General features: G+C 71.7%; 9 protein-coding genes. 2 read left to right on the forward strand and 7 right to left on the reverse strand.

Features of this window, described 5'->3' with window-relative positions; translation table 11 throughout:
* The first annotated feature begins 2 nt into the window (after window positions 1-2).
* On the forward strand, window positions 3-2,117 hold the full coding sequence (locus CQ044_RS13605) for an iron ABC transporter permease (RefSeq protein ID WP_258133312.1): 2,115 nt from the start codon (window positions 3-5) through the stop codon (window positions 2,115-2,117).
* 113 nt (window positions 2,118-2,230) lie between these two features.
* Here the strand turns inward: CQ044_RS13605 and CQ044_RS13610 are convergent, their stop codons facing one another.
* From CQ044_RS13610 to CQ044_RS13640, 7 genes are all read right to left on the reverse strand, one after another.
* Window positions 2,231-2,911 carry a response regulator gene (locus CQ044_RS13610; RefSeq protein WP_105688964.1) on the reverse strand — a complete coding sequence of 227 codons (681 nt, stop codon included), beginning with the start codon at window positions 2,909-2,911 and terminating at the stop codon, window positions 2,231-2,233.
* On the reverse strand, window positions 2,908-5,679 hold the full coding sequence (locus tag CQ044_RS13615) for an ATP-binding protein (protein WP_105688996.1): 2,772 nt from the start codon (window positions 5,677-5,679) through the stop codon (window positions 2,908-2,910). Before CQ044_RS13615 ends, CQ044_RS13610 begins: the two co-directional genes overlap by 4 nt.
* Before the next feature lie 41 nt (window positions 5,680-5,720).
* Entirely contained in the window at window positions 5,721-6,362 is a 642-nt protein-coding gene (kdpC, locus tag CQ044_RS13620) for a potassium-transporting ATPase subunit KdpC (RefSeq protein ID WP_105688965.1), read from the reverse strand.
* 27 nt (window positions 6,363-6,389) lie between these two features.
* A complete protein-coding gene (gene kdpB / locus CQ044_RS13625) occupies window positions 6,390-8,582 on the reverse strand; it encodes a potassium-transporting ATPase subunit KdpB (RefSeq protein ID WP_105688966.1) in 2,193 nt (730 codons plus the stop codon).
* Window positions 8,579-10,264: a potassium-transporting ATPase subunit KdpA gene (gene kdpA / locus CQ044_RS13630; protein WP_105688967.1), complete on the reverse strand. Its 1,686-nt coding sequence runs from the start codon at window positions 10,262-10,264 to the stop codon at window positions 8,579-8,581. The genes kdpB and kdpA overlap by 4 nt, the downstream gene beginning before the upstream one ends.
* The gene (locus tag CQ044_RS13635) at window positions 10,264-10,353 is read right to left on the reverse strand and encodes a potassium-transporting ATPase subunit F (protein ID WP_105688968.1); all 90 of its coding nucleotides are present in this window, start codon (window positions 10,351-10,353) and stop codon (window positions 10,264-10,266) included. The genes kdpA and CQ044_RS13635 overlap by 1 nt, the downstream gene beginning before the upstream one ends.
* Before the next feature lie 198 nt (window positions 10,354-10,551).
* A complete protein-coding gene (locus tag CQ044_RS13640; protein WP_105688969.1) occupies window positions 10,552-11,187 on the reverse strand; it encodes a hypothetical protein in 636 nt (211 codons plus the stop codon).
* A 278-nt stretch (window positions 11,188-11,465) separates the two neighbouring features.
* Here CQ044_RS13640 and CQ044_RS13645 point away from each other — a divergent pair, with 278 nt between their 5' ends.
* On the forward strand, window positions 11,466-12,935 hold the full coding sequence (locus tag CQ044_RS13645) for an HNH endonuclease signature motif containing protein (RefSeq protein ID WP_181158320.1): 1,470 nt from the start codon (window positions 11,466-11,468) through the stop codon (window positions 12,933-12,935).
* Window positions 12,936-12,938 lie beyond the last annotated feature (3 nt).

Here is a 12,938-nt window from a genome sequence, read left to right on the forward strand (position 1 = left end):
CGATGAGCGCGATGCGGGTCGAAGAGCGGGCGGAGCCGGTCGAAGTGACGAAACGCGGCACCCCAGCGAGAGTGCGGCGTCTCGTCTCGCCTTCGGTTCGCGGGGCGACCCCGAGCACGGGCGTCCGCGCGCGCCTCGGCGCCGTCGGGGTGCTGATCCTCCTCCTGCTCGCGCTCGTCGCCGCCGCGGGCTGGCATCTGACACAGGGGACGAGCGGGGCGGTCTGGGCCGATCCGGAGATCCTGCTCGGTGCGCGCCTGCCCCGCCTCGCGGCGGGCGTCGCGGTCGGTGTCGCCCTGGGCGTGGCCGGCCTGCTCATGCAGTCGCTGGCGCGCAACTCGCTCGCCTCACCCGACACCCTCGGTGTGACGGCGGGCTCGTATCTCGCGATCACCGGGGTCGCCGCCTTCGGGATCTCGATCCCGTTCTGGGCATCGGGGATCGTCGCGTTCGCCGGCGGGCTCCTGGCCGCGGTGATCGTGCTGGGACTCGCGGGAGGGGCCGGATCCTCGACGACCCGGCTCGTGCTGGCCGGATCCGCCCTGGCCCTCGCGTTCCAGGCCGCGACCTCCGCCCTGCTGATCCTGTTCAGCGAGCAGACCAAGGGCCTGCTCGCCTGGGGGAGCGGCAGTCTGTCGCAGCTCGGCCTCGAGGCGTTCCTGCGCGCAGCTCCGGTCGTCGTGGTCGCCGGGCTGCTGGCGCTGCTCCTCGCCCGCCGCCTCGACGTGCTCGCCCTCGGCGACGACCTGGCGGCGTCCCTCGGCGTGCGGATCCGCTCCACGCGCATCCTGGGGATCCTGCTGTCGGTGGTGCTGACCGCGACCGCCGTCACCCTCGCCGGCCCGCTCGGCTTCGTCGGACTGTGCGCGCCGGTGCTCGCGCGGCTGCTCGTGCGGATCGTGCCCGGCCTCGGCCGGCACGCGCTGCTGCTGCCCGCGTCCGGTCTCATCGGCGCGCTCGTGGTGATCGTCGCCGACGCCCTGCTGCGGCTCGTCATCGGGGCCGAGGGCGCGATCGCCGTGCCCACGGGGGTGGCGACGACCGTGCTCGGATCCGTCGTGCTCGTGGTGATGGCGCGGCGGCTGCGCGATTCCGGACCCACGCGGCGTCCGCCGTCGATCCGGTTCGGCGTGCGGGGGCCGCTGCGCTTCCGGCTCGTGCTCGCGATCTCGGCAGTGCTCGTGGTCGTCGTCGTGATCGCCGGGATGCTGCTGGGCGCGACGCCGCTGCTCACCGGGGATGTGCTGCTCTGGCTGCAGGGGCAGGCGCCCCCGCAGATCGCGTTCGCGCTGGACGAGCGGGCTCCTCGGGTGATCGCCGCCGTCACCGCGGGCGCGGCCCTCGCGCTCGCCGGATGCCTCACGCAGGCCGTGAGCCGCAACCCGCTCGCGGATCCGGGCCTCCTCGGCATCACCGGCGGGGCGGGGCTCGGAGCCGTGCTCGTGGTGACGAGCGCCGCGGCCTCGACGTTTGGCATGCTCGTGGCGGCGGTGGTCGGCGCGATCGCGGCCTTCGCGCTCGTGTACCTGCTGGCCTGGCGCGGCGGACTCAGCGCGGACCGGTTCATCCTGATCGGGATCGGTGTCTCGTCGGCGGCGGTCGCGCTCACGTCGTTCGTGCTGCTGCGGTCGAGCCCGTTCGACACCCCGAAGATCTACACGTGGCTGAGCGGCACGACCTACGGCCGGATCTGGGATCAGGTGGTGCCGTTGGCCGTGGTGCTGCTGATCACGCTGCCCGTGGTGCTGCTGCGCCGCCGGGAGCTCGACCTGCTCGCGCTCGACGAGGACACCCCGCGCGTGCTCGGCGTGAAGCTCGAGCGCTCGCGCCTGCTGATCCTCGCGGTCGCCGCGCTGCTCGCGGCGTTCAGCGTGGTGGCGGTCGGGGTCATCGGCTTCGTCGGTCTGGTCGCCCCGCACGCGGCGCGCGCCCTGGTCGGCGCCCGGCATGCGCGTGTGGTCCCGGTCGCGGTGCTGCTGGGCGCAGTGCTGGTGGGCCTCGCGGATGCGGTGGGCCGCACGGTCATCGCCCCCGCGCAGCTGCCCGCGGGGCTCGTGGTCGCGGTGCTCGGCGCCCCGTACTTCGTCTGGCTGCTCTGGCGCTCCCGCGACGTGTGAGCCCGGGCTGCCCTCGGTCCGGTCCCTGAGCGAGGAGCGCAGCGACCGATGATCGGTCCCTGAGCGAGGAGCGCAGCGACGAGACGAAGGGCGCTCAACGACCCCGAAGGGGGTCAGGCCGGGTCCAGCACCAGGCGGTAGCCCATGCCCTGCTCGGTGAGCAGGTGCTCGGGGGCGCTGGGGGTGCGCTCGAGCTTCTTGCGCAGCTGCGACAGGTACAGCCGCAGGTAGCCGGTGTCCGTGATCTGCTCGGTGCCCCAGATCTCGCGCAGCAGCTCCTGCCGCGTCACGAGCGCGCCGGGATGCCGGGCCAGGTGCTCGAGGATCTGCCACTCCGTCGGCGTAAGGTGCACGCGGGATCCGCCGCGCGTCACCGCCTTGGCCGCCAGGTCCACCTCCACCTCGCCGAACGCAACGGACGACTCGGCGGGAGCCCCGCCGCGACGGCGGGCGAGGGCGCGCAGCCGTGCGAGCAGCTCGTCGACCTGGAACGGCTTCGTGACGTAGTCATCGGCGCCCGCGTCGAGCGCCTCGACCTTGTCCGCGGATCCGGTCCGTCCCGACACGACCAGGATCGGCACGTCGCTCCAGCCGCGCAGCGCCTCGATCACGGCGATCCCGTCGAGCTTCGGCATCCCGAGGTCGAGCAGCACGATGTCGGGGTGCGCCTGCGCGGCCATCGCGATCGCGGCGGCGCCATCCGGAGCCGCGATCACGTCGTAGCCGTGCGCGGCGAGCGTGATCCGCAGGGCGCGCACGAGCTGCGGGTCGTCGTCGGCGACGAGCAGTTTCATCGCGGGTCCTCCTCGGTGGGCGTATTCAGGTCGTTCCCGTCGCGAAGACTGCCGCTTTCCGCGCGGTTTTCCGGCACCTTTCGCGACGGGAGCGAGAAGAGGGATCCGGTCTCGGGGCCGGGGCCGTCGACGAGGGCGTCGGGATCCGGAACCTCCGGACCGGGAGCCTCCGTGAGCGGCAACGACACCACCATCGTGAGGCCGCCGCCGGGGGTGTCCTCGGCCGTCAGCGTACCGCCCATGCCCTCGGTGAAACCGCGGGACAGAGCGAGGCCGAGGCCGAGACCTGTCGTGTTGTCGGTGTCGCCGTGCCGCTGGAACGGCAGGAACGCGCTCTCGCGCTGATCCTCGGGGATGCCCTCGCCGCGGTCGGCGACGCGGATCTCCGCGCGCTCGCCGAGCCGGCTCGTCGACACGATCACCCGGACGCCTGCGGGCGAGTGCCGCACGGCGTTGGTGAGCAGGTTCACGAGCACGCGCTGCAGGAGCACCGGATCCGCGCGCAGTCCCGGCAGCGCCGGATCCAGGGCGAGCTCGACATCGGCGGGACCGAGCGACAGCTCATCGAGCGCCGAGACCACGCCGCCCCCCGCGTCCACCCGGGCGAGCGACACGGCCAGGACTCCTGCCTGCACGCGGCTGACATCGAGCAGGTCCGTCACGAGGCGGGACAGGGTGGCGAGGCTCTCGTCGGCGGTCTCGACGAGCTCGGCGCGGTCCTCCGCCGACAGGCGGTGTGCGCTGCGGAGCCCGCCGACCGCGGCGACGGCGGCCGCGAGCGGCCGGCGCAGGTCATGACTGAGCGCGGAGAGCAGCGCGCTGCGCACCTGGTCGGTCTCGGCGAGCACCGCCGCCTGGCTCGCGGTCTCGCGCAGATCCGTGTGCTCGATCGCCGCGGCGAGCTGGGCGACGATCGCGTCGAGCAGACGGCGGCCCGCGGCGTCGAGATCGGCCCCGTGCAGTTCGAGGACCGCGCGCGGGCGTCCGTCCGTACCGACGCCGACCGGAACCGTCTCGACCTGCGGTGCAGTCATCGCGGCAGGCCCCAGTCGTGCCGCCGCGGATTCGCCGGACGTGGAATCGGAGGGATCCGTCCCGTCGATGTGCCCCGCCAGCGGCTCCCCGTCGGCGGCGATCACCGTGCCGTCGGGGGAGAGCAGCCGGATGCCACTCAGCCCGAACGCCTCGCGCGCCCGCGCGACCAGGGCCGTGGGGGCGCTGTCGCCGCGCAGCACGTTGCCCGCCACGGCGGCGAGCAGCTCGGCCTCTCCGGCGGCGCGCTGGGCGGCACGGGCTCGCCGGGCGGCCTGGTCCACGACGATGCTCACGAGCACCGCGATCACGACGTACAGGACGAGCGCGAGGGCGTGCAGCGGATCCGCGATCGTCACCGTGAAGAGCGGTTCGACGAAGAGGAAATCGAGCGTGATGCCGCTCAGCACCGCGGCGAACAGGGCGGGGCGGAGCCCGCCGATGAGGGCGACCACGACGACGAGCAGCTGGTAGCTCAGCACGTCGCTCGTGATGGATCCCGGCGCCTTGAGCGCGAACAGCAGCCACGAGAGCAGCGGTCCGCCGACCAGGGCCACCGCGAAGCCGATCAGCTGGCGTCGCCACCCGAGGGCTCCGCCGCTGATCGACGGGAGCGGTCCGCGGCGGCCGGCCGCGGCATGCGTGACGATGTGCACGTCGATGTCGCCGGAGCGGCGGATGATCTCCGCGCCGATGCCCGGCCCGGTGAGCGCCGCGGAGAGGCGGGAGCGCCGGCTCACGCCGATCACGAGCTGGCTCGCGTCGACGGACTGCGCGAACTCCACCAGCGTGCCGGGCACGTCTTCGCCGACGAGCTGGTGGTAGCTGCCGCCGAGCGATTCCACGAGGCCGCGCTGGGCGCTCAGCGCCCCTGGGCGGTCGCCGCGCAGTCCGTCCTGCGTCGTGACGTGCACGGCCAGCAGCTCGCCGCCGGCCGAGCGCGCGGCGATCCTCGCGCCGCGGCGCAGCAGGGTCTCGCCTTCAGGGCCGCCGGTGAGGGCGACGACCACGCGCTCGCGGGCCTGCCAGGCGCTGTCGATGCCGTGCTGGGTGCGGTAGCTGCGCAGCGCGCTGTCCACCTCGTCGGCCAGCCACAGCAGCGCCAGTTCACGCAGGGCGGTGAGGTTGCCGAGGCGGAAGTAGTTCGACAGGGCGGCGTCGATCCGCTCGGCCGGATACACCTGACCCGCCGAGAGGCGGTCGCGCAGGGTCTGCGGGGCGAGATCAACGACCTCCACCTCGTCGGCCCCGCGGATCACCGCATCCGGCACGGTCTCCTGCTGCACGACCCCGGTGATCTTCTCGACCACGGCGTTGAGCGACTCGATGTGCTGCACGTTCACGGTCGTGATGACGTCGATGCCCGCGTCCAGCAGCTCCTGCACGTCCTGCCAGCGCTTGGCGTTGCGGGATCCTGGCGCGTTCGTGTGCGCCATCTCGTCGATGAGGGCGAGCGCGGGCCGGCGCGCGAGCACCGCGTCGACGTCGAGTTCGTCGAGCTGCACCCCGCGATGCGACACGGTCCGGCGCGCCACCTGCTCGATGCCCCTGGTCTGCGCGAGCGTCGCATCGCGGCCGTGCGTCTCCACGATCCCGATGACCACGTCGCGCCCGGCCTCGGACAGACGGCGCCCTTCTCCGAGCATCTCGTAGGTCTTGCCGACGCCCGGCGCCGCGCCGAGCAGCACGCGCAGTCGGCCGCGGGCTCCGGATCCGCCCTCGCGCCTCGCGCCCATCATCGCCTCGCTCACTGCACGTGCCCTCTCGTCGCCGCGTCTCACCGCTGCAGGGCGTCGAGGGCCTGGTTCAGCGCGAGCACGTTCACCCGCTCTTCGCCGAGGAATCCCGCATCGCGCGTTTGAATCCTAGACTCCACCAGCGTGCGCACGGCGGACGCATCCAGGCCGCGCGCCTCGGCGACCCGGTTCACCTGGAGCAGCGCGTAGGCCGGGCTGATGTGCGGGTCGAGCCCCGAGGCCGAGGCCGTGACGGCATCGGCGGGCACCGCGGACTCGGCGACGCCCTCACGGGCCGCGATCGCGGCACGGCGCTCGGCGATCGCCTTCACGAGGTCGGGATTGTTCGGGCCGAGGTTGCTGCCGCCCGAGGCTGTGGGGTCGTAGCCCTTCTCGCCCGCCGCGGACGGACGGGGCTGGAAGTACTGCGGCAGGGCGTCGCCCTTCGCGTCGGTGAAGGACTGGCCGATGAGGGCGCTGCCGACCGGGGCCTCGCCGCCGGTCCAGCCGCCCGTGGCGTTCCCCTCCGCGTCGACGAGGGATCCGTTCGACTGCCAGGGCAGCACGAGCTGGCCGATGCCGGTGAGGGCGAGCGTGTAGCCGACGCCGAGGAGCAGGGTGAGCACGAGCATCGCGCGGACGGCGACGCCGGTGAGGCGGACGGTGCCGCGGAGGTTCGACATGGTGTGCCTTTCGGGGAAGGGCGTGGATCAGAAGCCGGGGATGAGGGCGACGACGAGGTCGATGAGTTTGATGCCGACGAACGGGGCGATGACGCCGCCCACGCCGTAGATCAGCAGGTTCCGCTGCAGGATCTGCGAGGCGCTCGCCGGCCTGTACTTCACGCCGCGCAGGGCGAGCGGGATCAGGAACACGATGACGATCGCGTTGAAGATGATCGCGCTCGTGACGGCGGATGCCGGCGAGTGCAGCTGCATGATGTTGAGCGCTGCGAGCCCCGGGAACGCGCCCATGAACATCGCCGGGATGATCGCGAAGTACTTCGCGATGTCGTTCGCGAGCGAGAACGTGGTGAGCGCGCCACGGGTGATGAGCAGCTGCTTGCCGATGCGCACGATGTCGATGAGCTTGGTCGGATCCGAGTCGAGGTCGACCATGTTCCCGGCCTCCTTGGCGGCCGAGGTCCCGGTGTTCATGGCGACGCCGACATCGGCCTGCGCGAGCGCGGGGGCGTCGTTGGTGCCGTCTCCGGTCATCGCGACGAGGCGCCCGCCCTCCTGTTCACGGCGGATGAGGGCGAGCTTGTCCTCAGGAGTGGCCTCGGCGAGGTAGTCGTCCACGCCGGCCTCGGCCGCGATCGCCTTCGCCGTGAGCGGGTTGTCGCCCGTGATCATCACGGTGCGGATCCCCATGCTGCGCAGTTCCTGGAACCGCTCCGACAGCCCCTCCTTGACGACGTCCTTGAGGTGCACGACGCCGAGGATCCGGGCTTCTCCTGCCGAAGAGACCACCGCCACCACGAGCGGGGTGCCACCCGAGGCGGCGATCTCGTCGGCGAAGCGGGCCGCCTCGTCGGCGCCGGCGCCGGATCCGGACGTCTCGATCCAGGCGCGGATCGCGGATCCTGCGCCCTTGCGGATCTGCGATCCGTCGGCCAGATCCACCCCGCTCATGCGCGTCTGCGCCGTGAAGGGCACGGTCTCCGCGCCCTGGGGCGCGGTGGCCGTGATGCCGCGAGCGGCGGCGAGCTCGACGATCGAGGCACCCTCGGGCGTGGGGTCGGCGAGCGAGGACAGAGCCGCCGCGTGCAGCAGCTCCTCCGCAGAGACCCCGGTGACCGGCAGCACATCGGTGGCGCGACGGTTGCCGTAGGTGATGGTGCCGGTCTTGTCGAGCAGCAGCGTGGTCACGTCTCCTGCGGCCTCGACCGCGCGGCCCGACATCGCGAGCACGTTGCGCTGCACGAGCCGGTCCATTCCGGCGATGCCGATCGCGCTCAGCAGCGCTCCGATCGTGGTCGGGATGAGGCACACGAGGAGGGCGATCAGCACCGGGATGCTGACCGGCGACGCGGAGTACGACGCGATCGGGTTGAGCGCGATCACGACCACGAGGAAGACGATCGACAGGCTCGCAAGCAGGATGTTGAGTGCGATCTCGTTGGGCGTGCGCTGCCGGTCTGCGCCCTCGACGAGCGCGATCATGCGGTCGACGAAGGTCTCGCCCGGTTTCGAGGTGATCCGCACCACGATCCGGTCCGACAGCACGCGGGTGCCGCCGGTCACGGCGCTGCGGTCGCCGCCCGACTCGCGCACCACAGGGGCGCTCTCCCCGGTGATCGCCGATTCGTCGACGGTCGCGATGCCGGCGATGATGTCGCCGTCGCCGGGGATCGGCTCGCCCGCGACCACGATCACGACGTCGTCGCGGCGCAGGTCGGAGGACGAGACCTCCTCGGTCGCCGCGCGCTCCGCCGACGGATCGGAGGAGGCGTCGTAGCCCGTGACGCGGCGGGCCATGGTGCTCGTGCGGGTCTTGCGCAGCGTGGCGGCTTGCGCCTTGCCGCGGCCCTCGGCGACCGACTCCGCGACGTTCGCGAACAGCACTGTGAGCCACAGCCAGACCGCGATCGACCAGGTGAAGCCGTTCGGCACCGGCGTGCCGCCGGACTCCGCGGCGCCGGATCCGAGGAACGGCTCGGCGATCGCCAGGACCGTGGTGAGCGCGGCCCCGGCCCAGACCAGCAGGATCACGGGGTTGCGCAGCAGCGTCGCGGGGTTGAGCCGGCGCAGTGCGCCGGGGAGCGCCCGCACGAGCTGCGACCAGCCGAACGCGCGCTGCGGGCGCTTCGGGGATCCGGATCCGGACCCGGGGTGCGGCTCCGGAGCCGGGTGGGTGAGCCCTTCGACAGGCTCAGGGACCGAGGGGGTGATGACGGTCATCGGACGAGTCCTTCTGCGAGCGGCCCGAGCGTGAGCACGGGGAAGTAGGTGAGGGCGGTGACCACGACGGAGACCGCGATGAGGAGCCCGACGAACTGCGGGCGGTGCGTGGGCAGCGTTCCCGCCGTCTCCGGCACGCGCTGCTGCTGGGCGAGGGATCCGGCCAGCGCCAGGACGAACACGATCGGGATGAACCTGCCGAGCAGCATCGCGACGCCGAGTGCGGTGTTCAGCCAGGGGGTGTTCGCGGTGAGCCCGGCGAAGGCGGATCCGTTGTTGTTCGCCGCCGAGGTGAAGGCGTACAGCACCTCGCTGAGGCCGTGCGGGCCGGGATTGAGGATCGAGGTGTTCTCGACGTCGGCGCGGATCGGCGGGATCGCGAAGCTCAGTGCGGTGCCGGCGAGCACGAGGGTCGGCGTCACCAGGATGTAGAGGCTCGCGAGCTTGATCTCGCGCGGGCCGAGGCGCTTGCCGAGGTACTCGGGGGTGCGGCCGACCAGCAGCCCGCCCACGAACACGGCGATCACGGCGAGGATGAGCATGCCGTAGAGGCCCGATCCGACGCCGCCGGGGGCGACCTCGCCGAGCATCATGTTGATCATCGGCATCATGCCGCCGAGGGCCGTGTAGGAGTCGTGCATCGAGTTCACGGCACCGGTGGAGGTGAGCGTGGACGCGGTGCCGAAGAGGGTGGATCCGAGGATCCCGAAGCGCTGCTCCTTGCCCTCCATCGCGGCTCCGGCCAGCTGCGGCGCGGCACCCTGGCCGTTCACCTCGAAGGCGCTCAGCGCGACCAGGGAGGCCAGGAAGATCGTGCCCATCACGGCGGCGATCGCGTAGCCCTGACGGTGGTCGCCGACGATCCGCCCGAACGTGCGGGGCAGTGCGAAGGGGATCGCCAGGATCAGCAGGATCTCGAGGAGATTGGTCCACGCGGTCGGGTTCTCGAACGGGTGCGCGGAGTTGGCGTTGTAGAAGCCGCCGCCGTTCGTGCCGAGGAGCTTGATGGCCTCCTGCGAGGCGACGGGCCCGCCGGGGACCGACTGCGCGGCGCCCGCGACCGTGTGCAGGTCGGTGAAGCCGGAGAGGTTCTGCGCCACGCCTCCCGCGATGAGGGCGAGCGCCGAGAGGATCGCGAGGGGCAGCAGCAGCCGAATCAGGCCGCGGATGAGGTCGACCCAGAAGTTGCCGATCGTCGCGCTGCCGCGGCGCGCGAAGCCGCGCACGAGGGCGATCGCGACGGCGATCCCGACCGCGGCCGAGGTGAAGTTCTGCACGGCGAGGCCGGCGAGCTGCACGAGGTGGCCCATGGTCTGCTCCGGCGAGTACGACTGCCAGTTGGTGTTGGCGACGAACGACGCGGCGGTGTTGAACGCCAGGCCCTCCGGCACCGCGGGCAGGCCGAGCGAGAGCGGCAGGATCTGCTGCACGCGCTGCAGCAGATAGAGCAGGAGCAGCCCGACCACGGAGAACGCGAGCACGCTGCGGGCGTAGGCGCGCCAGGTCTGTTCGGAGGAGGCGTCCACGCCGATCAGGCGGTAGATGCCGCGCTCCACGCGCAGATCCTTCGCTCCGGTGTAGACGCGCGCCATGTAGTCGCCGAGCGGGCGGTACAGCAGCACGAGGACGGCGATGAGGGTGGCGGCCTGCAGCACGCCGAGCCAGATGTCCGCGGCGCCCATCAGAACTTCTCCGGGGCGACGAGGGCCACCACGAGGTAGCCGATCGCGGCGATGGCGAGGACGGCGGCCACGATCTCCACGACGATCACAGCTTCTCCACCCCCTTCGCGATCAGCGCGACGAGGGCGAACACGGCGAGCACGAGGGCTGCGTAGATGATGTCGAGCACGGATCCGATCGAACCGGTTCCGTCACCGCGAGCGGGGGTTCCTCACGCTTTGCTCACGCCCTGCGCCGGGAACCCATGCGGGTCCCACACGCGGCGGGCAGGATCCGCGTCGGGCGCGTCAGAAGTGCATCTGCTTCATCGTGCCGTACTTGATGAGGATCTCCTCCAGCTCGGGCTCGTCCGCCAGAGGCTCGAACCGGATCGTCTTCGACGCACCGTCCGAGAGCACGATGTCGGTTCCGTTCGAGACGAGCAGCCTCTCCCACGGCGCCGACCACACGAGATTCTGGGCGGCGTCGACGGCACGCACGCCGGTCGCGTCGAGCTCGACGCTCGTCACCTTGTCGCGCCCCTTCACCGTGAAGCGCACGGGGAATTCGCTGCCCTCCCATTCCCGGAAGTAGACCGAGAGGCCGAGCTTCGCCTGCGGCCACCCGGCGCGGAGGCTCCGCGAGATCCGCGAGACATGGACCTCCTGCTCGATCCGGTCGCCGTCGGCCCCCGCCCACGCGAGCACGAGACTGCCGCCGATGAGATAGGTGGCCCGGAACAGCTCCTCCTGGCGCTTGTCCGAGGCGTCGAGGTCGGAGCTCTCGAGGAACGGCTGGCCGCCGATCGACGCCTGGCGCACGGTGAAGGTGCGCTGTGTGGCAGCGCGCTTCCGTCGTGTGCTCAGCACACCGAACACGATGATGCCGATGAGTACCAGCACGCCTACGCCGAGGAAGATCAGGATCCCAGTGTCATCGTCCACGGACGCAGGATACCGTGAATTGAATACTCATTCAGCCATCGCTTCGGCCCGGCTGAGGAACGGCCTGATCGATCGGCCGGGCCTGGTGTGAAGGGGCTTCGGAGGGCGCCGGGTCGTGCACCGGGGGTGTGCGGTGGTGGTTGTTTCGTCCTCCACAGGTTGCGTTTCGGGGGAGTTCTGCATGGTTCAGAAATATGGACTGATCTGGGGGTTCGAATGTCGGTGGCCCCGTGTTGGATGGGGGTATGAGATCGAGTCCGGCGGAGGTTCTGCAGCAGGTGGATGACCTGCTGGCGGGGTTGTGCGCGTCGGTGGAGATGGGCGCGGGGTTCGACGGGGTCGATGGCGCTGGTTTGGTGTCGGCGTTGGTGGTGGCCGGGTCGGTGCGGCGGCGGGTGGATGCGGTGCTGACCGGGTTGGTGGGGCAGGTCGCGGATCGGGATCGGCGGGTCGTGGAGGAGCGGGTGTCGCCGGTGGCGGGGTGTCGGGATGTGACGGAGCTGTTGCGGCGGGCGTTGCGGACCGATGTGGGCACGGCGCGGGGGTTCGTGCGCGCCGCCGGTTTCACGCACCGGGAGGTGCTGCTGTCCAGTGGCGGGTTGGGTTCGGCGGTGTTCCCTGCGATGGCGGAGGTGTTGCGGGACGGGGTGGTCTCGGTGGCGGGGTTGCTGGCAGCGGTCGGTCCGGTGCAGCGGGCGGGGAACCGGATCAGCGCGGAGGAGCGGGAGGTGGTGGACGGGTTGCTCGCGCGTACGGCGCGGGGGGAGGATCTGCCGGATGAGCAGGGGCGTCCGGGGCCTTGTCCGTCGACGGATGAGTTGGCGGATTTCTCGCGGGTGTTGATGTTGCGGTTGGATCCGGACGGGGCCGAGCCTGAGGATCGGGCGGGGGAGCGGAACAGGGCGTTGCGGGTCGGTGCGCTCCGGGATGGGGTGCACCCGGTCTCGGGTGGGCTGCTGCCCGAGGTCGCCGCGCAGTTGCAGCGTCTGAACGATGCGCTCAACAATCCGGCCGCGACCGGATCACCGTCGCTGTCGGCACCATCGTCGGGTTCGGGGACTGGGCCGGTCGCGTTCCGCGCCGACGACACCGTGTCAGACAAGACCGGTGGCGGCTCGGATGCCAGCCCCGACACGGTAGACGGGCTTCCCGTCCCGGACGAGGCCCGTACTCCGGCGCAGCGGAACCATGACAACCTCGCGATGATCTTGCATGCGGCTGCCGCGTCCGCTGGCATGCCTCAGTTGGGTGGTGCTGCCCCGACCCTGGTGGTCTCGGTGACCGCGGAGGACTATGTCTCCGGGACCGGGCGGGCACGCCTGGAAGGCACCGGCGGGGACGTCCCGGTCTCTGTCGCCCGGCACACGGCCTGTGCGGGTGGGATCCAGCGGGTCCTGTTCGACGAGCGGGGCCAGATCGTCTCGATCGGCACCACGGCCCGCATCTTCACCGCCGTGCAGCGTCGCGCGATCGTCCTCCGCGACCGGGAATGCGTGATCCCCGGCTGCCACGTCCCCGCGACCTGGTGCGAGATCCATCACGTCCAGGAACACGCCCGCGGGGGCCCCACGCATACGAGCAACGGTGTCGCCCTGTGCTGGCATCACCACCGCACTCTGGAGACTTCGGGCTGGCAGGTCCGCATGCGCCACGGGGTCCCCGAGATCCGAGGCCCGCACTGGTGGGACCCCTACCGTGGCTGGCACCGGCCCCGCACCAAGGATGCCCGTTTCGAAGCGCGCACTTAGCGG

The organism is Microbacterium sp. MYb64, from assembly GCF_002979495.1.
In the GTDB taxonomy this organism is placed as follows: Bacteria; Actinomycetota; Actinomycetes; order Actinomycetales; family Microbacteriaceae; genus Microbacterium; species Microbacterium azadirachtae_A.

Bases quoted from the DNA above. Each gene is read 5' to 3' on its own strand.
- CQ044_RS13605 (WP_258133312.1), top strand. From the start codon at position 3: ATGAGCGCGATGCGGGTCGAAGAGCGGGCGGAGCCGGTCGAAGTGACG.
- CQ044_RS13610 (WP_105688964.1), bottom strand. From the start codon at position 2,911: ATGAAACTGCTCGTCGCCGACGACGACCCGCAGCTCGTGCGCGCCCTG.
- CQ044_RS13615 (WP_105688996.1), bottom strand. From the start codon at position 5,679: ATGGGCGCGAGGCGCGAGGGCGGATCCGGAGCCCGCGGCCGACTGCGC.
- kdpC (WP_105688965.1), bottom strand. From the start codon at position 6,362: ATGTCGAACCTCCGCGGCACCGTCCGCCTCACCGGCGTCGCCGTCCGC.
- kdpB (WP_105688966.1), bottom strand. From the start codon at position 8,582: ATGACCGTCATCACCCCCTCGGTCCCTGAGCCTGTCGAAGGGCTCACC.
- kdpA (WP_105688967.1), bottom strand. From the start codon at position 10,264: ATGGGCGCCGCGGACATCTGGCTCGGCGTGCTGCAGGCCGCCACCCTC.